The organism is Rhodococcus mengyinensis, assembly GCF_048381435.1.
GTDB classification, from domain to species: Bacteria; Actinomycetota; Actinomycetes; order Mycobacteriales; family Mycobacteriaceae; genus Rhodococcus_F; species Rhodococcus_F opacus_D.
Genome location: NZ_JBLWIT010000009.1, coordinates 33288 through 56057, shown reverse-complemented (window position 1 = coordinate 56057; position 22770 = coordinate 33288). Strand labels below are relative to the sequence as shown.

Annotated in this window: 16 protein-coding genes, 1 pseudogene and 1 riboswitch; of the genes and pseudogenes, 9 read left to right on the top strand and 8 right to left on the bottom strand. The window is 68.3% G+C overall.

Going from position 1 to position 22770, the window contains the following annotated elements:
• A partial coding sequence (locus tag ACNJ7E_RS00645) for an amino acid adenylation domain-containing protein (protein WP_418338757.1) occupies positions 1-5568 on the top strand: 5568 nt, incomplete at its 5' end.
• Here the strand turns inward: ACNJ7E_RS00645 and ACNJ7E_RS00640 are convergent.
• Positions 5524-6483, bottom strand: coding sequence for an alpha/beta hydrolase (locus tag ACNJ7E_RS00640; RefSeq protein WP_418338756.1), 960 nt, complete (start codon positions 6481-6483; stop codon positions 5524-5526). The genes ACNJ7E_RS00645 and ACNJ7E_RS00640 overlap by 45 nt on opposite strands.
• 92 nt (positions 6484-6575) lie before the next feature.
• Between ACNJ7E_RS00640 and ACNJ7E_RS00635 the strand changes: the two genes are divergently transcribed.
• Together ACNJ7E_RS00635 and fgd are read left to right on the top strand one after the other, a co-directional pair.
• Complete coding sequence (locus ACNJ7E_RS00635; protein WP_005264833.1) at positions 6576-6917, top strand: YidH family protein; 342 nt, start codon at positions 6576-6578, stop codon at positions 6915-6917.
• A gap of 55 nt (positions 6918-6972) precedes the next feature.
• Positions 6973-7980: a glucose-6-phosphate dehydrogenase (coenzyme-F420) gene (gene fgd / locus ACNJ7E_RS00630; protein WP_418338754.1), complete on the top strand. Its 1008-nt coding sequence runs from the start codon at positions 6973-6975 to the stop codon at positions 7978-7980.
• A 69-nt stretch (positions 7981-8049) separates the two neighbouring features.
• Here the strand turns inward: fgd and ACNJ7E_RS00625 are convergent, their stop codons facing one another.
• Complete coding sequence (locus ACNJ7E_RS00625; RefSeq protein ID WP_418338752.1) at positions 8050-8964, bottom strand: AurF N-oxygenase family protein; 915 nt, start codon at positions 8962-8964, stop codon at positions 8050-8052.
• A 255-nt stretch (positions 8965-9219) separates the two neighbouring features.
• Between ACNJ7E_RS00625 and ACNJ7E_RS00620 the strand changes: the two genes are divergently transcribed.
• A complete protein-coding gene (locus ACNJ7E_RS00620) occupies positions 9220-9480 on the top strand; it encodes a hypothetical protein (protein WP_418338751.1) in 261 nt (86 codons plus the stop codon).
• Position 9481: 1 nt separating this feature from the next.
• Here ACNJ7E_RS00620 and ACNJ7E_RS00615 read toward each other — a convergent pair whose 3' ends face one another.
• Positions 9482-10105, bottom strand: coding sequence for a CatB-related O-acetyltransferase (locus ACNJ7E_RS00615; RefSeq protein WP_418338758.1), 624 nt, complete (start codon positions 10103-10105; stop codon positions 9482-9484).
• 186 nt (positions 10106-10291) lie between these two features.
• Here ACNJ7E_RS00615 and ACNJ7E_RS00610 point away from each other — a divergent pair.
• Positions 10292-11462: pseudogene (locus ACNJ7E_RS00610) on the top strand (HNH endonuclease).
• Here the strand turns inward: ACNJ7E_RS00610 and ACNJ7E_RS00605 are convergent.
• Positions 11408-11917 (bottom strand): nitroreductase/quinone reductase family protein, encoded by a 510-nt coding sequence (locus ACNJ7E_RS00605; RefSeq protein ID WP_283336667.1) that lies wholly within the window; start codon positions 11915-11917, stop codon positions 11408-11410. The pseudogene ACNJ7E_RS00610 and the gene ACNJ7E_RS00605 overlap by 55 nt on opposite strands.
• Positions 11918-11979: 62 nt before the next feature.
• Here ACNJ7E_RS00605 and pta point away from each other — a divergent pair, with 62 nt between their 5' ends.
• Entirely contained in the window at positions 11980-14100 is a 2121-nt protein-coding gene (gene pta, locus ACNJ7E_RS00600) for a phosphate acetyltransferase (protein WP_418338749.1), read from the top strand.
• The gene (locus ACNJ7E_RS00595) at positions 14097-15290 is read left to right on the top strand and encodes an acetate kinase (protein ID WP_280779796.1); all 1194 of its coding nucleotides are present in this window, start codon (positions 14097-14099) and stop codon (positions 15288-15290) included. Before pta ends, ACNJ7E_RS00595 begins: the two co-directional genes overlap by 4 nt.
• Positions 15291-15293: 3 nt before the next feature.
• Here ACNJ7E_RS00595 and ACNJ7E_RS00590 read toward each other — a convergent pair whose 3' ends face one another.
• The 3 genes from ACNJ7E_RS00590 to ACNJ7E_RS00580 are packed head-to-tail and all read right to left on the bottom strand — an operon-like array spanning position 15294 to position 19983.
• Positions 15294-17615 (bottom strand): serine/threonine-protein kinase, encoded by a 2322-nt coding sequence (locus ACNJ7E_RS00590; protein WP_280779797.1) that lies wholly within the window; start codon positions 17613-17615, stop codon positions 15294-15296.
• A gap of 8 nt (positions 17616-17623) precedes the next feature.
• Positions 17624-18604: a glutamate ABC transporter substrate-binding protein gene (locus tag ACNJ7E_RS00585; RefSeq protein ID WP_280780015.1), complete on the bottom strand. Its 981-nt coding sequence runs from the start codon at positions 18602-18604 to the stop codon at positions 17624-17626.
• Positions 18601-19983 (bottom strand): hypothetical protein, encoded by a 1383-nt coding sequence (locus tag ACNJ7E_RS00580; RefSeq protein WP_280779798.1) that lies wholly within the window; start codon positions 19981-19983, stop codon positions 18601-18603. The genes ACNJ7E_RS00585 and ACNJ7E_RS00580 overlap by 4 nt, the downstream gene beginning before the upstream one ends.
• A gap of 124 nt (positions 19984-20107) precedes the next feature.
• On the opposite strand from ACNJ7E_RS00580, the gene ACNJ7E_RS00575 reads away from it, so the two are divergent.
• Positions 20108-20866 carry an NUDIX hydrolase gene (locus ACNJ7E_RS00575; RefSeq protein WP_280779799.1) on the top strand — a complete coding sequence of 253 codons (759 nt, stop codon included), beginning with the start codon at positions 20108-20110 and terminating at the stop codon, positions 20864-20866.
• Here the strand turns inward: ACNJ7E_RS00575 and thiE are convergent, their stop codons facing one another.
• The gene (thiE, locus tag ACNJ7E_RS00570) at positions 20867-21565 is read right to left on the bottom strand and encodes a thiamine phosphate synthase (protein ID WP_005264846.1); all 699 of its coding nucleotides are present in this window, start codon (positions 21563-21565) and stop codon (positions 20867-20869) included. It abuts the gene before it with no gap.
• Between the two features lie 24 nt (positions 21566-21589).
• A riboswitch (TPP riboswitch) is annotated at positions 21590-21702 on the top strand.
• On the opposite strand from thiE, the gene thiO reads away from it, so the two are divergent.
• A complete protein-coding gene (gene thiO, locus ACNJ7E_RS00565) occupies positions 21701-22768 on the top strand; it encodes a glycine oxidase ThiO (RefSeq protein ID WP_280779800.1) in 1068 nt (355 codons plus the stop codon). It overlaps the preceding riboswitch by 2 nt.
• Positions 22769-22770 lie beyond the last annotated feature (2 nt).

Sequence of the window (22770 nt, the reverse complement as noted above, 5' to 3'; positions counted from 1 at the left end):
GTGGGTCCGGAGTTGGTGGTGGGGGTGGCGGTGCCGCGGTCGGTGGAGTTGGTGGTGGCGGTGTGGGCGGTGGTGAAGTCGGGGGCGGCGTTCGTGCCGGTGGATCCGGGGTTGCCGGAGGTGCGGGTGCGGGAGTTGTTGGTGGATTCGGGTGCGGTGGTGGGGTTGTCGGTGTCGGGGGTGGTGTTGCCGTCGGTGGTGGAGTGGTTGCGGGTTGATGATGTGTCGGTGGTGGCGGGGGTGTCGGGGGGTGTGGTGTCGGATGGGGAGCGGACGGGGCGGTTGGTGGGTGGGTGTGCGGCGTATGTGATGTATACGTCGGGGTCGACGGGGCGTCCGAAGGGGGTGGTGGTGACGCATGGGGGGTTGGCGAATTTGGTTGAGGAGGTGCGGGTTCGGTTTGGTTTGTGGTCGGGGTGTCGGGTGTCGCATGTGGCGTCGCCGAGTTTTGATGCGTCGGTGTACGAGTGGTTGATGGCGTTTTCGGTGGGGGCGCGGTTGGTGGTGGCGCCGCCGGGGGTGTTCGGGGGTGCGGCGTTGGGGCAGTGGTTGGCGGTCAATGGGGTGACGCATTGTTTTGTGACGCCGTCGGTGTTGGCGACGGTGGAGGAGGGGGCGTTGGGGTCGGTGCGGGTGTTGGTGGTGGCGGGGGAGGTGTTGGGGCCGGAGTTGGTGGCGCGGTGGGCGCCGGGGCGGGAGTTGTTCGATGCGTATGGGCCGACGGAGGTGACGGTTCAGGCGACGGTGAGTGATGCGTTGGTGGCGGGGGGTGTGGTGACGGTGGGTGGTCCGGCGGTGGGGGTGGAGGTGGTGGTGCTGGATGGGTGGTTGCGGCCGGTGCCGGTGGGTGTGGTGGGGGAGTTGTATGTGGGGGGTGCGGGGTTGGCGCGGGGGTATTTGGGGCGGGCGGGGTTGACGGCGGGGTCGTTTGTGGCGGATCCGTTCGGGGGTGTGGGTTCGCGGTTGTATCGGACGGGGGATTTGGTGCGGTGGGATGGGTTGGGGTCTTTGGTGTTTGTGGGGCGGGCTGATTTTCAGGTGAAGGTGCGGGGGCAGCGGGTGGAGTTGGGGGAGGTGGAGTCGGTGTTGGGGCGGTGTCCGGGGGTGGCGGCTGCGGTGGTGGTGGTGGGTGAGGGTGGTCGGTTGGTGGGGTATGTGGTGCCGGAGGTGGGGGTGCGGGTGGATCCGGGTGTGGTGGTGGAGTTTGCGGGGTCGGTGTTGCCGGGGGGTGTGGTGCCGTCGGTGGTGGTGGTGTTGGGGGAGTTGCCGGTGACGGCGAGTGGGAAGTTGGATCGTGCCGCACTCCCCGCACCGGACGCTCCGGTGCGCCGATTCCGTGCTCCGGCAACCCCGTTCGAGGCCGTCGTCGCCGAAGTGTACGGCGACGTCCTCGGTGTCGACCGCGTCGGTGCCGACGACGACTTCTTCCGGTTGGGCGGAGATTCGCTGTCGGCCACCCGGGTCGTCGCACGGGTCGATGCCGCTCTCGGCGTCGACGTCGGCGTGCACGCCCTGTTCGAGGCGCCCACCGTGGCCGGGTTCGCGGAGCGCGCGGCGAAAGCCGGAGTGCTGACGCACCGGCCGGAGTTGCGGGCAGCGCCGCGCCCCGAGCGTATTCCCCTGTCCCTGGCCCAGACCCGCATGTGGTTCCTCAACCAGTTCGACACCTCTTCGCCCGCCTACAACATCGCCGTGGCGTTCCGGCTCACCGGCGCACTCGACCTCGACGCACTGCGGGCCGCGATGACCGATGTGGTGGAGCGCCACGAATCGCTCCGAACCGAATTCCCGATGGCCGGCGACGAACCGGTGCAGGTGATCCTCTCCGCTGCGGATTCGATGCCGGACCTGCCTGTCACGACCGTGTCGAGCGACGAGGAGTTGCGGGAACGGCTGTCGGCGGCTGTCTCGGAAGGGTTCGACGTCACCGGGCAGATCCCCTTGCGGACAGCCGTATTCGAGACCTCCCACAGCGACCGGGTGCTGTTGGTCGTGGTCCACCACATCGTCGCGGACGGCGTGTCGATGGTCCCGCTCGCACGCGACATGATGGTGGCCTACACCGCGCGGGCGGCCGGGCACGCCCCGGAGTGGCACCCGCCGACAGTCCAGTATGCCGATTTCACGCTCTGGCAGCGTCAACTCCTCGGATCGGAAGACGATCCGCAGTCGATGGTGTCGCAGCAACTGGACTACTGGCGCACCACGCTCGCCGGTCTCCCCGCCGCCCTGGACCTGCCCTCCGACCGCCCACGGTCGATGCAACGCACACCCGACGGGAGCAGGGTCGGATTCGAGATCGAGGCCGGCCTGCACCGCCGGCTGCTGGCGACGGCGTCGGCGCACCAGTCGACCGTGTTCATGGTCGCGCACGCCGCCCTGGCCGCCTTCCTCGCGAGGATGTCCGGTACCGAGGACATCGCCGTCGGCACCCCGGTGGCCGGGCGCGGCGCGGCCGCACTCGACGACGTCGTCGGGATGTTCGTCAACACCGTGGTGCTGCGGACCGTCGTCTCCGACGCGAGCCGGTTCTCCGAACTGCTCGAACAGGTGCGCGACGTCGATCTCGGTGCGTACGCCCACGCCGAGGTGCCGTTCGAGAAGGTCGTCGAAGCGCTCGATCCGCCCCGCTCGACGGCACATTCCCCGCTGTTCCAGGTGCTGCTCGAGTTCCAGAACGTCGAGCGCCCCGACCTTTCGCTGCCCGGCGTCGAGGTCGAGGGCATCGACCTCGGTGCCACGATCGCCAGGTTCGACCTGCAACTGACGTTGTCCGAGGAGTACACGGACGACGGAACGCCGGCAGGCATCACCGCCGGTTTCACCTACGCCACCGACCTTTTCGACGCCGAAACCGTCGCCGGCCTGGCCGACCGGTTCGTCCGGATCCTCGATGCGGCCGTGTCCGATTCGTCGATCAGGGTCGGCGACCTCGAGATCCTCGACGCCCTCGAACGGGACGAACTCGTGCCCATGCGAGGCTTCCCCGCGGTCGCGGAACGCACCCTCCCGGACGTCCTCACCGCGGGCGCCACGCTCGCCCCGGGGGCCACCGCGGTGTCGTGCGACGGCGTCACCGTGTCGTACCGGGAACTCGACGAGCGGTCGAACCGGCTGGCCAGGGCGCTGATCCGTCGCGGTGCCGGCCCGGACTCCTTCGTCGCGATCGGCGTGCCGCGATCGATCGAATGGGTGCTGTCGGTGTGGGCGGTCGCGAAATCGGGGGCGGCCTACGTGCCGGTCGATCCCACCCTGCCGCCGGCGCGCACCGGCGGCATGCTCGAGGATTCGGGTGCGGTGCTCGGGCTGACGGTGACGGCGCACCGTGACCGGTTGCCCGGCGTGATGCCGTGGCTGCTGCTCGACGATCCCGAGGTGGCGAACGGGTACTCGAGCGACCCGGTGACCGACGCCGACCGTCTGCGTCCGCTGAGAGTCGAGCACGCCGCGTTCCTGCTCTACACATCGGGATCGACGGGAACACCGAAGGGCGTCGTGATCACGCACGGCGGTCTCGCGAATCTCGCTGTGGAGGAACGGGAACGGTTCGCGTCGATGCACGGTGCCCGGGTGTCGCACTTGGCGTCGCCGAATTTCGACGCGTCCGTGTTCGAACTGCTGATGGCGTTCGCCGTCGGCGCGACTCTGGTGATCGTGCCGCCGAGAATCTTCGGGGGAAGGGAACTGGCCGAACTGCTCGAGGCCGAGCACGTCACGCACGCCTTCTTCACACCCACGATCCTGGACACCCTCCGCCCCGAGGACCTCCCCTCCCTGCGGATACTCGCGATGGGGGGCGAACGGTTCCCCCCCGAGTTGGCGGACCGCTGGACCCCGGGGCGCTTCGTCTTCAACGGGTACGGCCCGGCCGAGGCCACGGTCCAGACGACGATCAGCGAGGTGCTGTCCCCCGACGAACCGGTGAACGTCGGAGGCCCCGGGCGGGGCGTCGAGGTGATCGTGGTGAACACGTGGTTGCAGCCCGTTCCGGTGGGCGTGATCGGGGAACTGTGCGTCGCGGGGCCGGGGCTCGCGCGCGGCTACCACCGGCGGTCGGCGCTGACGGCCGCGTCCTTCGTGGCGAACCCGTTCGGCGAACCCGGCTCCCGCATGTACCGGACCGGCGACCTCGTGCGGTGGAGCGAGGTCGGCAGGCTGGAGTATGTGGGACGCAACGACTTCCAGGTGAAGATCCGGGGCCAGCGGGTGGAACTCGGCGAGATCGAATCGGTGCTGGCCCGCTGCGACGGCGTCGGCCGCGCGGCGGTCACCGTGCACAGCGGCACCGGCGACCGGCTGGTGGGATACGTGACCGCCGAAGCCGGTGCGAGCATCGACACCGCCGAGGTGCTCCGATACGCCGGATCCCATCTCGCCCCGTACATGGTGCCCACCCAGCTGGTGGTGCTCGACCGGCTGCCCGTCGGCCGCACCGGCAAGCTGGACCGGCGAGCGCTACCCGCACCGGTGCTCGCGCCCAGAGAGTTCCGGGCACCCGCCACCCCGGTCGAGGAGGCGGTGGCGGAGGTCTTCGCCGACGTCCTCGGCATCGACCGCGTCGGGGCCGACGACGACTTCTTCGAACTGGGCGGGAACTCGCTCGTCGCGACCCGGGTGGCGTCCGCGCTCCGCGACCGTCTCGGCACCGACGTCGTCCTGCAGTGGATTTTCCGCAACCCCACGCCGGAGGGCCTGGCTCGCCGCATCGTCGACCCGTCGGCGCTCGGAAGCATGCCCGCCGACGACGTGCTGAACGTCGTCGTCCCGTTCCGGGCGTCCGGTGCGCAACCCGCGCTGTTCTGCGTGCACCCGGCGGGCGGACTCGCGCTGGGATACGCCGGACTGATGAAGTACGTCTCACCCGACCGTCCGGTGTACGGGCTGCAGCTGCCGATCCTCAGCGGCGGAACGACGTTCGAGTCGATGGCGCAGCTCGCCCACCGGTACGTCGTCGAGATGCGCGCGGTGCAGCCTCACGGCCCCTACCACCTACTGGGCTGGTCCCTCGGCGGTGTCATCGCCCAGGCCGTCGCCGTCGAACTCCGTGAGTCCGGCGCCGAGGTCGGCACGCTCGCGATGATGGACAGCTACGTCGCGGAGGGCGAAAACTTCGGTGACCTGGAGGTGAACGCCGAGGAGTGGCTGCACGGGCTGGGTGTCGAGTTCGAGGGCGAGGGCGAGGGCGGCACGTCGTACCGCGAGCAGCTGGTCGAGATGCTCGGACGATCCTTCGGCCGCGACCCCGCGTTCGCGTCGACCCTCCTCGGTCGCATCAGCACCGGCCTGGAGAACTCGAAGCAGATCTCCACCGGATACCGGCCGCGGGTGTTCGACGGCGACCTGGTGTTCTTCAGCGCCGCGCAGTCCGCCGACGGGGAGGAAGGCGAACGGCCGTCGCCGAGCGTCTGGCAGCCCGCGATCACCGGCGTGATCGTCGAGCACAAGGTGGAATGCGACCACCTGCGGATGACCACGCCGGAAGCCCTCGCGGTCATCGGGCCGATCCTGGAACACTCCCTGGGGTCACGCCCCGATCGCACTGCCGATGACGGGCCAGGACTCCCGTAACTCGGTCTCGAACAGCCCCCACGAATGCGTGCCCTGCGAGACGTAGGCGAACGTGGCGGGAATCCCCAGCGAGTGCAGCCGCGACTGGAACGCGGCCGCACACACGTTGGTCACCATCTCGACGACGCTGCCGCCGATCGTCTGGGGCACCACCAGCACGGGGTCGTGGTTGTCGATGCTGCCGGGAAGCCCGTTGCCGCTCGAGACGAACAATTCTGTGCCGCGCAGTCGTTCGGCATTCAGCATCGGGTCGTGTACCCGCCACCGCGGATCCATGGCGGAGCCCCACATGTTGGCCGCATTGCCGCCGCCCCGCAGTTCCACCATCGACCGCACCATCGCCTGACCCAGCAGTCCGCTCGTCGCGGCACACCCGCTGTACGAGCCGACGGCCCGATAGAAACCCGGAGCCTGAACGGCGAGGTCGAGTACCGCGCCGCCCGCCATCGATACCCCGCCGATGGCGTTCGCCCCGGTGGTCGCGAACCGGCTGTCGATGGCTGCGGGGAGTTCACTCGTCAGGTACGTCTGCCACTTGTTCCGGCCGAGGACCGGGTCATCGGCATCCCAGTCGGTGTACATGCTGTACTGGCCGCCGATCGGCATTACCACGTTGACGTGCTTGTCGGCGAAGAAGTCCCGCACACCGGTGTTGTTGAACCAGGAGATCCCGTCCGACCCGCCACCGATACCGGTGAGCAGGTAGAAGGTCGGCGCCGGAGCGCCCGACGCGGGAGAGATGACGTCGTTGGCCACCCACCGGCCCATCGACTCCGAATACACGTCCACCCTGGTGATGCGGGGCTCCGCCGAAACCGACGGCGGGCCGAGCGCCGCCCACCCGGAAACGACCAGCAACATCACCGCCAGCACACGCAGAGAGAACGCGGATCGCAGAGCTTCGAACGGTCGCATGGACGCCCCCTGGCTGTGGCCTGCCCTTCCAATCTAGAACTGCGGGGGACCTGCTTGGTGCGGTTCCCGTGAACCGGTGTAAAGATGATTCGGTGACCGACAACGACCGGCCCGACGAACGTTTCACCCTCGCAAGCGAGCGGACATTCCTCGCCTGGATGCGGAGTTCGCTCGCACTCCTGGCCGGTGGCATCGCGATGATCCACCTGGTCCCCGAATTCAGCACCGGGTGGGTGCGGACGACCCTCGGCCTGATCCTGATCGGCCTCGCCGCGGCAGCCGCCCTCGTCGGCATGCGGCGGTGGTCGCAGGTCGAGAAGGCCCTGCGCGACGGCGCACCGATGCCGCCGCCCCACGAGTTGTGGCTGTTCGCGGTGACACTGACGGTGGTGGCACTGGGAGCGGCGCTCGCCAGCCTGGTGGCCGCGCTCTAACCTGCAGAAGAGGTTTGCATCTCGCGAACCGGACGTGAAGACGAAGGAGTACACGGTGGCCCACGAACTCAAGCTCGGTTACAAGGCGTCCGCGGAGCAGTTCGGTCCGCGGGAGTTGGTGGAGCTGGGTGTTCTGGCGGAGGCGCACGGTATGGATTCGGCGACGGTGTCGGATCATTTCCAGCCGTGGCGGCACGAGGGCGGTCACGCGCCGTTCTCGTTGGCGTGGATGACGGCGGTCGGGGAGCGCACGGAGCGGCTGCAGCTGGGGACGTCGGTGATGACGCCGACGTTCCGGTACAACCCGGCGGTGGTGGCGCAGGCGTTCGCGACGATGGGGTGTCTGTACCCGGGGCGGATCATGCTCGGCGTGGGTACCGGTGAGGCGCTCAACGAGATCGCGACGGGCTTTGCGGGGGAGTGGCCGGAGTTCAAGGAGCGGTTCGCGCGGCTGCGGGAGGCGGTCCGGTTGATGCGTGAGCTGTGGCTCGGCGACCGGGTCGACTTCGAGGGTGAGTACTACACCACGAAGGGGGCGTCGATCTACGACGTGCCCGAGGGTGGGATTCCGGTGTACATCGCGGCCGGTGGTCCGGTGGTGGCCCGATACGCCGGTCGGAGCGGCGACGGGTTCATCTGCACGTCCGGTAAGGGCATGGAGTTGTACACGGAGAAGTTGATGCCTGCGGTCGCGGAGGGGGCGGAGAAGGCGGACCGTGATGTGGCGGAGATCGACAAGATGATCGAGATCAAGATTTCGTACGACACGGATCCGGAGTTGGCGCTGGAGAACACGCGGTTCTGGGCGCCGTTGTCGTTGACGCCGGAGCAGAAGCATTCGATCGATGATCCGATCGAGATGGAGAAGGCGGCGGATGCGTTGCCGATCGAGCAGGTGGCGAAGCGGTGGATCGTGGCGTCGGATCCGGATGAGGCGGTGGCGCAGATCCGCCCGTATCTCGATGCGGGATTGAACCACCTGGTGTTCCACGCTCCCGGCCACGACCAGAAGCGGTTCCTGGAACTCTTCGAGCGGGATCTGGCGCCACGGTTGCGGGGGTAGGCGGCTTCGCCGCCCGTGCGCCTTTTTGGTAGTGGGTGCTACCAGAAAGGCGCACGGGCGCGGAGCGCCTCAGAGCATGTTCACGCGCTTGTAGAGGTGCCGGGAAGGACCGCCCAGCAGATCGGCGTCGTCCAGGAACCGCATGAGCGGCTGCGAACTCTCGCGAATCTTCTCGGCCCGGAATCGGTTGTTCTTCGCCTCGCGCAGCGCGCGTTCGGTGTCCAGTCCGGCTGCCGCGTAGACGGCGGGATTGATCATGCTGGAGACGATCAGATTGGACGCGATCGCGATGCAGGCGCGGCTCGCAGCACGGTGCGCCTTGCTCATGCCCTGGACCCGTCGCAGGGTCTCCTCCCGGGCGAAGCGCATGTGCCGGGCTTCTTCGACCACGTGAATCTTGCTGGTGACGCGGACGATCGGCTGGACGCGTGTGTCCTTCATCCAGTCGCGCTGCATGACGTCGAGGATCTCCTCGGCGACGAGAATGCCGGCGTACGCGACCTCCCCCGAAGCGAGTGCCTTGAACCCGCGACCCAGCGTGACCACCGACTTGCGTGGAACGTAGGAGGGGCAACCGAACTTCTCGGCGGTGCGAGCGAACATCACCGAGTGCCTGCACTCGTCGGCTACCTCGGTCAGCGCGAACTGGAAGTGGGCCTGCGACGCGTCCTTGGCGTACATGTCCCGGATGAGCATCTGCTGGAGGATCATCTCGAACCAGATTCCGGTGCCCATGATCGAGGACACCTCATGCTTCGTCAGCGTGATCTGCTGCTCGAACGTCATCTCGTCCCACATCGGCGTGCCGTACAGCGAGGACCACTCGGGGGTGAGGCCGTACAGGTCGTCGGGGACGGGCGCGTCCCAGTCCACCTCGACCGTCGGGTCGTACGACATGCGGGCGGAGGACTGGAGGAGCCGGGCGCCGGTGTCCTGGCGATCCGTGATCTTCGGATTGCGGATATCGAGCGTCGAGCGTGCCATGAAATTCCTCCATGTCAGTGTGACCGGCAGTTACACCTAATCATGTCGAAGAAGTCTCTTGACGTCAATGCCTCTGGTGTACAAACAGTGGACAAAAGTCGGGTCGTTCTGCGTACGTCAAGGCCTCGGTGATGATCCCCACAACTCCAACGCAAGGCTTGCTCAAAATTTGCGGATCGTCTGTAGTGAGTTCTCGGCAGCGGGCCCGGATGATCCCTTGCCCCGGCATCACCCTGCAGAAAGCGGAATGAACCCATGTCTGATCAGAAGAGTGCCGCCCAGCCCCACGGCCCCGACGTCGTCGTCGGCGCTCGCGTCCGGGTCCGCCGCGACTCCGATGCTCCCGCGCCCGGTGTCGTGATCGAGGATTTCGCGGACCTGTCCCAGTCGGAGGGACTCCTCGGACGTGATTGGGCGCCCGTGCACCGCTGGGCCGTCGCTCTCGACGACGGACGCCTCGTATTCGCCGACGACGGCGAACTCGACCTCGAAGCACCGCAGGCGGCGCGCGGCTGATTCAGCCGAGTCCGTCGGCGACATCCTGAAGTTGCTCGACGGTGCCTGCGGCGATGGTCCGCACATGTTCGGTAACGATGGAAATCGGCCAGTCCCACCACGCGATCCGCACCAGCGCGGCGATCTCGGTTTTCGAATAGCGGTCCTTGATGTGGACGGCCGGATTCCCGCCCACGACCGCATAGTCCGGCACGTCCCGCGTCACTACCGAACCGGTCGACACGATCGCACCGTGCCCGATGCGGACGCCGGGCATGATCGTCGCGTTGCCTCCGATCCACACGTCGTTGCCGACGACGGTGTCGCCGCGCGACGGTAGGTCGGCGAGTAGATCGGAATGCTCGGCCCACGACCCTCCGATGATCGGAAACGGGAAGGTCGAGACTCCGCTCATTCGATGATTCGCGCCGTTCATGATGAACGTCGTCCCGGTCGCGAATGCGCAGAACTTGCCGATGATCAGCCGGTCCGGCCCGTAATGGTGCAGGACATTGCGCGTTTCGAACTCGTCCGCGAACTCGGGGTCGTCGTAGTAGCTGTACTCCCCGACCATGATCAGCGGGTTCTCGATCAGAGGTTTGAGCAGGACCACCCGAGGCTGACCCGAAACAGGGTGCAGGGTCATCGGATCCGGTGCGGCATTCGTGGGCAACTACTTCTCCATTCCTCGGCGCAGGCGTGCGCGATCTCTTGTATAGCGCCGTACGGTCCTGTGCTGCACGCACTTTTATCGGCGTGCGGCTATTGCCATTGTTCACGAACTGTTGCTAGAGTCGAACATGCATTCGAACGACCTTGGGGGAGGTTGGTTGTGGGGGAATCGATGGCGCCGGATCTGGATGAGCTGCGTGCGTTCACGGCGCGGTTGCGGAGGGTTTCCGCTGACGGTGATGCGGGGTTGGGGATCGAGTGGCTCGATGCGCTCGAGGTGTTGAAGTCGGTCGGGTGTGCGGTGCAGGCGGTGATCGCCGATGGTGTCGCCACGTGTATCCGTGCGGATCGCAGGGCTCGGGGGTTGCCGCGGGTGGAGTGGGACCGCGGCATTGCCTCGCAGATTGCGTTGGCGCGCAGGGAGTCCCCGAACCGTGGTGGTCGGCATCTGGGTTTCGCGCAGGCGTTGGTGCACGAGATGCCGCACACCCTGGCGATGTTGCGGACCGGCCGGCGAGCGACGTTGTTGGTGCGCGAAACGGCCTGCCTGTCGGCTGCGGATCGGGCGATCGTGGACCGCCGGTTGTGTTCGGACCCGGCCACTCTCGACGGGGTCGGCGACCGCGGTCTGATCGCACGCGCGAAAGCGTTGGCGGTCGAACTCGATGCCGCAGCGGTCGTGGCCCGGCACCGCAAGGCGGTGTCGGAGCGTCGGGTCACGACGCGGACGGCGCCGGACTCGATGGCCTACCTGAGTGCGTTGATGCCGGTGGAGCAGGCGGTGTGTGTGCAGGCCACGCTGGGTCGGGATGCCGACAGTCTGATCGCCACCGGCAACAGCGGCGGCCGCACCCGCGGGAATTGCCCGGCAGCTGGTGGCCGCCGCCGTCGACAGTGACACCGAGACGACGCTTCAGCGGGTGTACGCGTGCCCACAGTCGGGGGCGTTGACGGCGATGGAGTCGCAGTCGCGCACGTTCCCGAAGAGCCTGCGAAAGCTGATCGACCTCCGGGACCGCACCTGCCGCACGCCGTGGTGCGATGCGCCGATCCGGCATCACGACCACATCCGCTCACACCGAGAATCCGGTGCCACGACGGCGGACAACGGGTCCGGCCTCTGCGAGGCATGCAACCACGCGAAGGAAGGCGACGGACGGTCCGCCCGCCCCGTACGCAACCCCGGCCGCACCCACCTCATCGACCTCGGCACCCCGACCGGGCACCACTACCGGTCGGCGGCCCCACCGCTCCCGGCCCCGGCACGGCGCTCGGCTCACGAGGCGGTGAGAGCGAACACCCGCATCGTGCGGTTCGTTCGGTGCTCGTAGACGCCGTAGACGCGCACCATCTCGTCGAATTCGCGGTAGATCCGTGTCCGCTCCGGTTCGGCGAGGAGGGTCGCGGTGACGGGGATGTCCTTCCCTCCGATCGTGACCTTCGCGTTCGGCTGGGCGAGAAGGTTCCCCGACCACGCCGGGTGGTGATCCTGCCCGAAGTTGCTGCCCACGACGAAGATCTGCTGTCCCTCGCGGTAGTACAGGAGCGGGCTCGTCCGCGGTGCGCCCGACTTACGACCCGTCGTCGTCAGCAGGACCACCGGTGCGGCGATCGGACCGAGGATCGTGAAGCGTCCTCTGCTCTTCTGGAGGAGCCGGCGGTCGACTCCGGCGAGATTCCGGATCACCCACGATCCGGGTCGGGTGGCGGCAAATTTCGCGGCGGGTTCGCGGAGGAAGCTGTTCTCGCTGCCCCACCGGACGTCGGGGAAGGGTGATTCGGCCATAGGTCATCTGACCGCCGGGCGGGTGCGGTGTCAATCGCCGCGCGGCGGCGGCCGGATACGCTATGGCCATGGCTGCGCCAGCGACACCCTCACCCGTGAATCCGCCCGCACGTCCCCAGCCGTCGAGCGTCTACATCGCCTCACCGGAGGGAGACACCGGCAAGTCCACCATCGCGCTGGGTGTCCTGCAGATGCTGTGTGCGTCGGCAGCGAGAGTGGGCGTCTTCCGTCCCATTGCCCGATCGACACGGGAACCCGACTACATCCTCGAGCTGCTCCTCGAACACACGACGGCCGACGTCGGCTACGAGGAGTCCCTGGGGGTCACGTACGAGCAGGTCCACGCCGATCCCGACGGAGCGCTCAGCGAGATCGTTTCCCGGTATCACCAGGTGGCCGCGCAGTGCGACGCCGTCGTGGTGATCGGCAGCGATTACACCGACGTGGCGAGCCCGAGCGAACTCGGCTACAACGCGAGGATCGCCGCCAACCTGGGCGCACCCGTGCTGCTCGCCGTGAAGGGAGCGCGGCGCACCCCCGAGGAGGTCGCGCAACTCGCCCATCTCGCGATCGGTGAACTGACTTCTCACCACGCCCATCCGCTCGCCGTGGTCGCGAACCGCTGCGACCCGGATCAGCTCGATGCGGTCACCGCCGCGTTGGCGTCCACCGGTGTGCCCGCGTGGAGCCTGCCCGAGATCCCGCTGCTGGTCGCACCGACCATGGCCGAACTCCTCGAGTCGATCGACGGCAGCCTGTTCAGCGGCGACCCCGAGCTTCTCCACCGCGAGGCGCTGAGGGTGATGGTGGGCGGAATGACGGCGGAGCACATTCTCGAACGGTTGACCGAGGGCACGGTGGTGATCGCCCCGGCCGACCGTTCCGACGTGCTACTGGCGATGGTGAATGCGCATGAGGCCGAAGGTTTCCCGTCGCTGGCGGGCATCATCATGAACGGTGGCCTGATGCCGCACCCGGCGATCGCGAAGCTGATGGCCGGCCTGAAGCCGCGGTTGCCGATCCTCACCACCGGACTGGGCACGTTCGACACGGCCAGTGCGGCCGCGCAGACCCGTGGCCGGGTGGCGGTCGGTTCGCAGCGCAAGATCGACACCGCGCTGAGCGTCATGGAACTGCGGGTGGACGCACCCACACTGCTGGAGCGGTTGAAGTTACCGATCCCCTCGGTGGTGACTCCGCAGATGTTCGAATACCAGCTGATCGACCGTGCCCGCCGCGACCGCAAGCACATCGTGCTCCCGGAAGGCGACGACGACCGCATCCTCCGCGCGGCGGGGAGACTGTTGCAGCGGCAGGTGGCGGCGCTGACGATTCTCGGCGACGAGGTGCAGGTGCGGCGCCGCGCGGCGGAACTCGGCGTCGACCTCGGTGACGCACAGGTTCTCGACCCCCGGACGTCCGACCACGCCGGGCCGTTCGCCGAGGAGTACGCGCGGCTCCGCGCCCACAAGGGCATGACCGTGGAGCGGGCCCGCGAGGTGATGGGCGACATCTCGTACTTCGGAACCATGATGGTGCACTTGGGAATCGCGGACGGCATGGTTTCCGGTGCCGCGCACACCACGGCGCACACCATCCGGCCGTCGTTCGAGATCATCAAGACGCAACCGGGGGTGTCCACGGTGTCGAGTGTCTTCCTGATGTGCCTGTCCGATCGGGTGCTCGCGTACGGGGACTGCGCGGTGGTACCCGACCCCACCGCCGAACAGTTGGCCGACATCGCGATCTCCTCGGCGCAGACGGCGGCTCAGTTCGGCATCGATCCGCGCATCGCGATGCTGTCGTACTCGACCGGCGACTCCGGCAGCGGCGCGGACGTCGACAAGGTGCGCTCCGCGACGAAACTCGTCCGCGAGCGTCGCCCGGACCTCCTGGTGGAGGGCCCCATTCAGTACGACGCCGCCATCGAGCAGAGCGTGGCCGACAAGAAGATGCCCGATTCGGCGGTGGCCGGGAAGGCGACGGTCTTCATCTTCCCCGACCTCAACACCGGGAACAACACGTACAAGGCCGTGCAGCGCAGCGCCGGCGCGATCGCCGTCGGACCGGTGTTGCAGGGCCTCGACAAACCCGTCAACGACCTGTCGCGAGGGGCGCTGGTCGAGGACATCGTGAACACCGTGGCCATCACCGCGATCCAGGCGCAGGGAGCAGAGCAGTGACCGAGGGGTCCGTACTGGTAGTCAATTCCGGTTCGTCGTCGATCAAGTTCCAGCTGATCCACCCGGACACCGGTAAGGCCTCGGCGTCCGGGCTCATCGAGAGGATCGGGGAACCCGAGGGGCGCATCGTCTACCACCACCGCACCGGATTGGCGGAGCGCCACGTTCACATCGCCGACCACCGGGTCGGGCTGAAGATGGTGTCGGACATCGTCGCCGAGGTGGGCCGACCGCTGAGGGAGGCCGGGATCGTCGCGGTCGGTCATCGCATCGTCCACGGCGGCGACGTGTTCTTCGAACCCACGATCATCGACGACGCGGTGGTGCAGTCCATTTCGGATCTCTCGAACCTTGCACCGCTGCACAATCCGGCGAATGTGATCGGGATCGAGGTGGCGCGGGAGGAGCTGCCGGACATCCCGCACGTCGCGGTGTTCGACACCGCGTTCTTCCACACCCTGCCCGCGGAGGCGTCGACGTATGCGATCGACCTGCAGGTCGCGAAGGAGCACTCCATCCGGCGGTACGGCTTCCACGGCACGTCGCACCAGTACGTGTCGGCGCGCGCGGCCGAGTTCCTCGGCAGGGACCTGTCCGAGCTGAACCAGATCGTGTTGCACCTGGGGAACGGCGCCTCGGCGTCCGCGATCCGCGGGGGGCGGGCCGTCGACACGAGCATGGGGCTGACCCCGCTCGAGGGGCTCGTCATGGGCACCCGGTCCGGGGACGTCGATCCCGGTGTCATCCTGCACCTGCACCGCAGCGGGATGGGTGTCGATCAGATCGACGACCTCCTGAACCGGCACTCCGGACTCAAGGGCCTGTCCGGGGTCAACGACTTCCGGGCGCTCCTGACGCTCGTCGGTGAGGGCGACGACGCTGCGGCGTTGGCGTACGACGTGTACGTGCACCGACTCCGCAAGTACATCGGCGCCTACCTGGTGGAACTGGGCGGTGTCGACGTCATCACGTTCACCGGGGGAGTCGGCGAGAACAATGTCGACGTCCGCCGCGACAGCCTGGCCGGGCTGGGGCGGCTCGGCATCGTCGTCGACGACGACCGCAATCGCACGGATTCCCGGGACGCACGCCGTATCTCGGCGGACGAGTCCGACGTGCAGGTGCTGGTCGTGCCCACCAACGAGGAGTTCGCGATCGCCCGTGCCGCGGCGGACCTGATCGGGGCCTGAGCGTTACAGCAGGCTCTTGGGCCGGATGGCGTTGGCCAGATCCACCAGCGTGTACCGGTGAGTGCGCTCGGGGGCGTTGCGGGCCAGCGCCCGCAGGCCGGCCTCGGCGCCCTTGCGGAGGCCCCGTTCGGTGAACGGCACACCGAGTATCTGTTCGCGTTCGGTCGCCGACGTGTGACCGGCACGCATCCAGTCCAGTGCGGTGCCCAGTACGAGCGTGCGCATCTGCAGTGCCCGGCTCTCCTCGGGTGCGAGCGCGGCGACACGGAGTGCAGCCTCCCGGAGGGCTGCTTCGTTGATCTCCTCGATCGGCTTGCCGGACAACAGCATCAACACACTCGTCATCCGGGCCATGGTGAAGTGCCGGGAGGTCGCGGGAACCTGATCGAGGGCGGCGATGGCACCGGGCAGGTCGCCGCGTTGGGTGAGTTGCCGCGCCAGCCCGAATGCCGCACTCACCATGCTGTGGTCGGTCCGCCACACCGTCCGGTAGTACTTCTCGGCGAACGTCCGCCACTGATGGGGATCGGAACTCTCCCAGTGCTGCAGAATCAGTTCGGCGGTGGCGGCCAGCGCAAGCTTGGGAGCCGTCTCCCCGGGCATCGCCTTCAGCACGGATTCGAAACGGGAGAACGCCGTCTCGTAGTCGCCGTCGATGAGCGTCGCGAGTCCGGCGTACCAGTCGACGCGCCAGTTCCCGCCCATGTCTCCCGCCACGTCGCGGAGGAGTTCGGTGGCGGTGGCGGCGTCACCGAGATCGAGGTGCGCCTTGATCTCGGCGAGCGTGAGTTCCCGGGAGAACGACACGTCCAGCTCACCGACGACTCGTTCGATACCGTTCTCGCGCGCGTGCCGAATGGACTCCAGTGTCTGCTGCGGTTCGCTGTGCACCGCGGCGGCCAGGAGTGGGGCGTTGGGATCGGTCGGGTCGATCAGGGGCACCGCCAACGCCTGCGCCACGGACTGCGGATCGAGATTCTCGTCCCGTTCGACGCCGTCGACGTACACGTCGGTCTGCTCGACGGCCTCGTTCGTGCCGAACGTCGTTCTCTGCTTGCTGAACACGGTGGACAGTCCGGGATGCTCCTCGCCGGTCTGCTGCGCGAGCACCTCCCGCAGTACTGCCGTGAGCTGCCCCGCCATCTCCTCGGCGGACGCGAAACGCCGATTCGGATCGGGGTCGGTTGCGCGCAACAGGAGTCGGTGGAAGAACTCGTGTTCCGCGAGGAGCGGCGCCTGCTCGGGGGACGGGATCCCGTCGAGGTACCGGCCCTTGTCGGACGGCATGTCGAGCGTCAGGACGGCGAGTGTGCGCCCCACCGTGTAGATGTCGGACGCCACGGTCGGGCCCGTCTTGACGATCTCCGGCGCCTGAAACCCGGGTGTGCCGTACAGGTAGCCGTAGTCCTCGATGCCCGCGACGGCCCCGAGGTCGATCAATTTGAGGGCGTCCTCGGTGACCATCACGTTGTCCGGTTTGAGGTCGTTGTACACCAGGCCGGTGGAATGCAGATACGCCAGTGCGGGAAGGATTTCGAGCACGTAGGCGATGGCCTGCTCGACCGGCATCCGCTCGGGCTTCTCGTGCGTCGACAGGACGTCCCGCAGCGAGTGACCGCCCACGTACTCCATGACGATGTACCCCATCGGGGTCCCGTCCGACCGGGGATGCTCCACGAAGTTGAAGATCTTCACGATGCTCGGGTGGGCCACCTCGGCAAGGAACTGCCGTTCGGCGACCGCCACGGCCTGAGCCTCGGCGTCGCCGAAGTGCAACAGGCCCTTGAGAACCACCCACCGGTCGCTGACGTTGCGATCGATGGCCAGGTAGATCCAGCCGAGGCCGCCGTGCGCGATGCAGCCCTGCACCTCGTACTGGCCGCCGATCAGCTCGTTCGGGCCGAGAAGCGGCCGGAAGTCGTAGGTGGCTCCGCACGAGGGGCACAGACCGTACTCGGAGCCCTCCGACGTGGCACTGGTGCGGCCGACCGGTTTGTTGCATTTCCAGCAGAAGCGCTTGCTCTCGGGGACTTTCGGGTCGGTCATCACGGCGGACGCCGGGTCGAGCGTCTTCACGACGGGAACCTCGACGAGACCGCCACCGAGTCGCAGGCGCCGCCCGGACCGGGTGCGCGGTGAGCGCGTCGAGCGGCCGGTGCCGGACGCGCCGGACGGCCGGGACGTCGGCGTCGCCTGGGTGGCCGGACCCTCGTCCGGTTCTTCCCGGACCGCGGCCTGCGTGGCGTCCTCTTCCGGCTCCCGGACGGCGGCCTGGGTGGCGATGTCCGGGTCGGTGGACTCCGGGTTCTTCGAATGTTGCGGCATGTGTCCCCTCAGTCCTGATACACGGCGGACGGCGGGGCGGGGGACGGCCCCAGCATCGACAGCCACTGGTCGTACATCCCGGTCCAGGTACCGTCGCGGCGGATCCGTTCGAGCGTGCCGTTGACGAACCGCACCAGGTCCTCGTTCGCCTTGGTGATGCCGACGCCGTACGGCTCGGCGCCCATGCTGTCTCCGACGATCTCGAGATACGGGTCCTGGGACGCCAGGCCGGCGAGGATCGTGTCGTCGGTGCTCACCGCATCGACCTGCCGTTGTTGCAGGACCACCAGGCAATCCGACCACATGGGCACCGTCAGGATGTCCGCGGTGGGCGCCACCTGCTGCAGCCGTGTCAGCGACGTCGTGCCGCGGACGACGCAGACCCGCTTCCCGTCCAGGTCGGCGGCGCTGCGGATCGGGGAGCCCTTCACGACGAGAACCCGCTGCTGCGCCTCGAAGTACTCGGAGGAGAACGCCACCCGCTCCTTCCGGTCGCAGGTGATGGTCATCGTCTTGGCCACGATGTCGACCATCGACTCCTGAAGTGCCTTCTCACGATTCGCCGACGTGAGGATGCGGTACTCGAGCCGGTCCGGATCGCCGAACAGATCCCGCGCGATCTCCCGGGCCACGTCGACGTCGAAGCCCTGGATGGCACCGGTCGCCGGATCGCGGAAACTCATCAGATTGCTGCCCGTGTCGAGGCCGACGACGAGGCGCCCCCGCGCACGGATGGCGTCGACCGTCGGCATCGGCGGTGCGGCGTCGGTGTCGGGGAACGGGCGCAGGCTCGCGGTGGGATCGCCGCAGTCCTTCTCGGGAGTCGGCGGCGCAGCGCTGGTCTCGGGCGCCGGCGTCGCAGCCGCGGGAAGCGGGGGCTCGGTGTACGACACGCTCGGCGATCCGACGTGCTCGGGACTCGACTCGGCGCACCCGCCGATCAGCAAGGTGGCCGCCACGAGCACCAGCGCGATCCGGCGCCGCCTCACTGATATTCCCTCAATCGAGGCCACAACCCGATGATAATTCCGCCGAACGCGATCAGCGTCAGGACGAGGGCACCGGAACCGAGCGCGGTCAGCACCCGGGCCGCGGATTCGACATTCGACCGCAGCCGATCGCGGGCGGTGCCGATTCCGTCGGTGAGCGCGTCGTCGACGGCGGTGAACTGAGCCGCGGAATCCGAAGGTCCCGGTCCGATGGCGACCATTGCCGCCGAGACGAAGTCGCCCCTGGCGAGGATCTCGTTCATGCGGTCGTGTGCCGAAGACCAGCGCGTCCACGCCTCCTGCGCCCGCGCCACCTCGTCGTGGCCGACCGCGCGGTCGCCGTCGTGGGGGTAGCTCGACAGCAGGGTGTCGAGCTGACCGGACTTGTCCTCGAAGACGGCGTCGTAGTCACCGTTCGAGTCGCGGCGGACCAGTTTGAGAGTCTCCTCGGTGCGCGCCTGCTGGGCCAGGATGCGGGCGGCGGTCAACTCGTGCATCGGGCGGGCGCCCTCGGTCAGTGCCCGCTTGGTGTCGACGGAGGAGACCAGACCGGCGACCAGCATCCACACCAGGAGGATCGCCGTGCACGACGACGCCACGATCAGCCCGAGATTGAACGTGCGCCGACTGAGTCTCGCGATGACGATCTGTGCGACGAGCAGCGCGACGAGTGCGACGAGGATCAGGATCAGCGCCAGCCAGGGCGGACGGGAGTAGTCCCGTTGCGTGTCCGCGACGTCAGCCTCCTGCTGGGCGTGCAACTGCTGCGCCATCGGCAGCATGCTCGTCTGCATCAGCGTGGACGCCTCGCTGAGGTAGGCCGCGCCGACGGGATGGCCGGTGCGATTGTTGGCCCGCGCGGTCTCGACGAGACCGGCGTAGACGCTGAGGTCGCTGGAGATGGAGGCGAGCAGTCGGCGGCTGTCCACGTCGCTCGCCGCGAGACCGCCCGACGCGTACACCAGGTCGGCGGAGGCCGTGCCGATCGCCTGCGCGTAGATGTCGCGGAGTTCGGGAGGTTCGAGACCGCCGGAGATGAATGCCGTCGTGGCCGCGGCATCCGCCACGGACAGGGCGCTGTAGAGGTTCTGCGCCGAGAACGACAGTGGTTCCGTCTCCGCGAGGACGCTGTCGAGAGTGGCTTCCCTGCTGTTCACCGTCGAGGCGGCCACCAACCCGGCCGCGAGTGTGAGCAGGACCAGGAGGGCTCCGAGGGCGGTGAGTTTGGCGGGAGTCGATGCCAGGAACGCGCGCAGTTCCTTGCGGCGCGCCACCGCGGGGTCGACGTCGTCGTCCGCGGCGGCAGACAATGCGCGGCTGCCGTGGGGTTCGATCGACGGTGCCTCACGCAGAACCACCTCGCACCCCTCCCGTGTCATGGCCGCACCTTGTGGGGAGCATATAAGCAGCGGTCGGTTCACGACTGCCGACGGGCAGTTCCGGAAGAAACCGTTAGTGTGAGGGAACTGCAGGGAGACCCATCAGGTCGGACAGGGGTAGTCGATGCGTGGTGACGGTGACGGTTGGGCAACCGGGCCGGACGGCAGTCGTCATTGGGGCAAGCACGGTGCGGCCGGGTTGTTGCTGCGTGCGCCGCTCCCCGACGAGACGCCGGCCGTGCTGCTGCAGCACCGTGCGGTCTGGAGTCACCAGGGCGGTACGTGGGCGTTGCCCGGCGGTGCCCGGGACAGCCACGAGACCACCACCCACGCCGCGGTGCGCGAGGCCCACGAGGAAGCCGGCATCGAGAGCGCGGCCATCCGCGTCCGCACCGAGGTCGTCACGATGAAGGCCGCGAGCGGCTGGAGTTACACCACGGTGATCGCCGACGCCGAGCGCCCACTGCCCACCGTCGCGAACGGCGAGAGCACCGAACTGCGCTGGGTGCGGGAAACCGACGTCGCCGGGTTGCCGCTGCACCCGGGATTCGAAGCGGGGTGGCCGCAACTGCGCACCACCGAGGTGCGATTGCTGCTCGACCGGCACGACGTGCTGGGCGAACGCGGCGCGTTGGCGCAGTTGTCGAAGGCACTGCCCCGCACGGTGCACCTGCCCGACGGCACCTACGGGTGGTTGCCGCGCGTCGAGGTGCTCGAAGCCCTGGACGCGGTCGGCAGCCTCGCCGAACCGGCCGGCCACGGCACCACGCTCGGAACGGTGACGGCATTCGTCACCACCGACCCCGACCTGATCGAACAGTTGCCGGCCACAGTCGTGGTCCTGCCGCCCGCTACGGTGCTGGACTGGCTGGACCAGCCGTAACTACGCGTTCTGCTGCAACAGGGCGGACAGCGAGCGCGCGGCGGCCTGCGGGTCGCGGGCCTCGGTGATGGCCCGCACGACGACGATGCGGGAGGCCCCCGCGGCGAGGATCTCCGGAACGCGGGACTCGTCGATGCCGCCGATCGCGAACCACGGGCGGTTCGGCTCCGAGTCGGCGGTCGATCGCACCAGATCGATGCCCGACGCGGTCCGCCCCGGCTTGGTGGGGGTGGCCCACACCGGACCGGTGCAGAAGTAGTCGACGCCGTCCTCGATCGCCGCGAGACTGGCCTGCGCGCGACTGTGGGTGGAGCGGCCGATCAGGACGTCGGAACCCACCACGGTCCGTGCGTACGGGACGGGCAGGTCGCCCTGGCCGAGGTGCAGCACGTCGGCCCCGGCCGCCAGCGCCATGTCGGCGCGGTCGTTGACCGCGAGCAGCGCTCCGTGCCGCCTGGCCGCGGCCGCGAGCACCGACAGCGCCGCCAGTTCGTCCCGGGCGTCCATCGTGCCGAACTTCTTCTCTCCGGCCGAGCCCTTGTCGCGGAGCTGGATGATGTCGACGCCGCCGGACAGTGCGGCCTCGGCGAACTGCGCCAGGTCGCCCTTCTCGCGCCGAGCATCGGTGCACAGGTACAAACGTGCTGTTCCGAGGCGGCGCCGACGGTCCGTGAGGTTGCTGTGATGCGAGGTGGTCACGGCATGACGGTAGCCTCTACGGTGAAAGTGCAACACGGGAGTCCCGGGGAACGTGGGGCTGAGAGGGGCTCACGCCGAGCCCGACCGTCATACCTGACCCGGATCATGCCGGCGCAGGAAGTGAGGTGGAGTTCAATGGCGAGATCGGTATCCGTCGTCGGAGGCGGAGTGATCGGCCTGTCCATTGCGTGGCGCGCAGCCCGCAACGGGTGGTCGGTACGGCTGTACGACCCGTCGATCGGTTCGGGAGCGTCCTGGGTGGCGGGCGGCATGCTCGCCCCGTTGTCCGAGGGCTGGCCCGGCGAGGAGAGCGTCCTCGAACTGGGGAGCGCGTCGCTCGACCGGTGGCCCGAATTCGGGAAGGAACTCGAGGCCGGGACCGGCGTCGAGCTGTTCACGTCGGAGAGTTCGCTCACCGTCGCGCTGGACGGCGCCGACGCGGAGGACCTGCGGACCATCGCCGAATGGGTGGGTGCGCAGGGGCGGGAACTGCAGATCCTGGGTCGCGCCGAAGTTCGGGCCCTCGAGCCGATGCTGGGTCGCGGAGTCCGGTTGGGACTCTTGGCCGTCGACGAACTGGCCGTGGACAACAGGCTGCTGTTGCAGGCGTTGCAGCGGTGCGCCGTCGACGCCGGAGTGGAGCTGATCGGGGAGGCCGTGCACAGCCTCGACCGGCTGAGCACGGACCAGATCGTCGTCACCGCGGGCATCGCGTCACCGGCCCTGTGGCCCGGGCTTCCGGTTCGCCCCGTGAAGGGCGAGATCCTGCGGTTGCGCTCGCGTCCCGGGGTGACCCCCGCGCCCGGCCGCACCATCCGCGGCAGCGTGCACGGCAGGCCCGCCTACCTGGTGCCACGGGCCGACGGCATCGTCGTCGGTGCCACCCAGTACGAGTCGGGCAACGACACGCAGGTCACGGTGGCCGGCGTGCGGGACCTGATCGCGGACGCCGAGGCGCTGATGCCCGCCATCGGCGAGTACGAACTGCGCGAGACCTCGGCGGGTCTGCGCCCGATGACCCCGGACAACCTGCCGCTGATCGGCCGGGTGTCCGATCGGGTCGTGGTGGCGACGGGACACGGCCGTAACGGCATCCTGCTCACCCCGGTGACCGCCGACGCGACGGTGGCATTGTTGGAGGGCTCGGCACTGGTCGAGGCGAAAGCCGCCGACCCCGAACGTTTCGAGAAAGTAGCGAGGTAGAA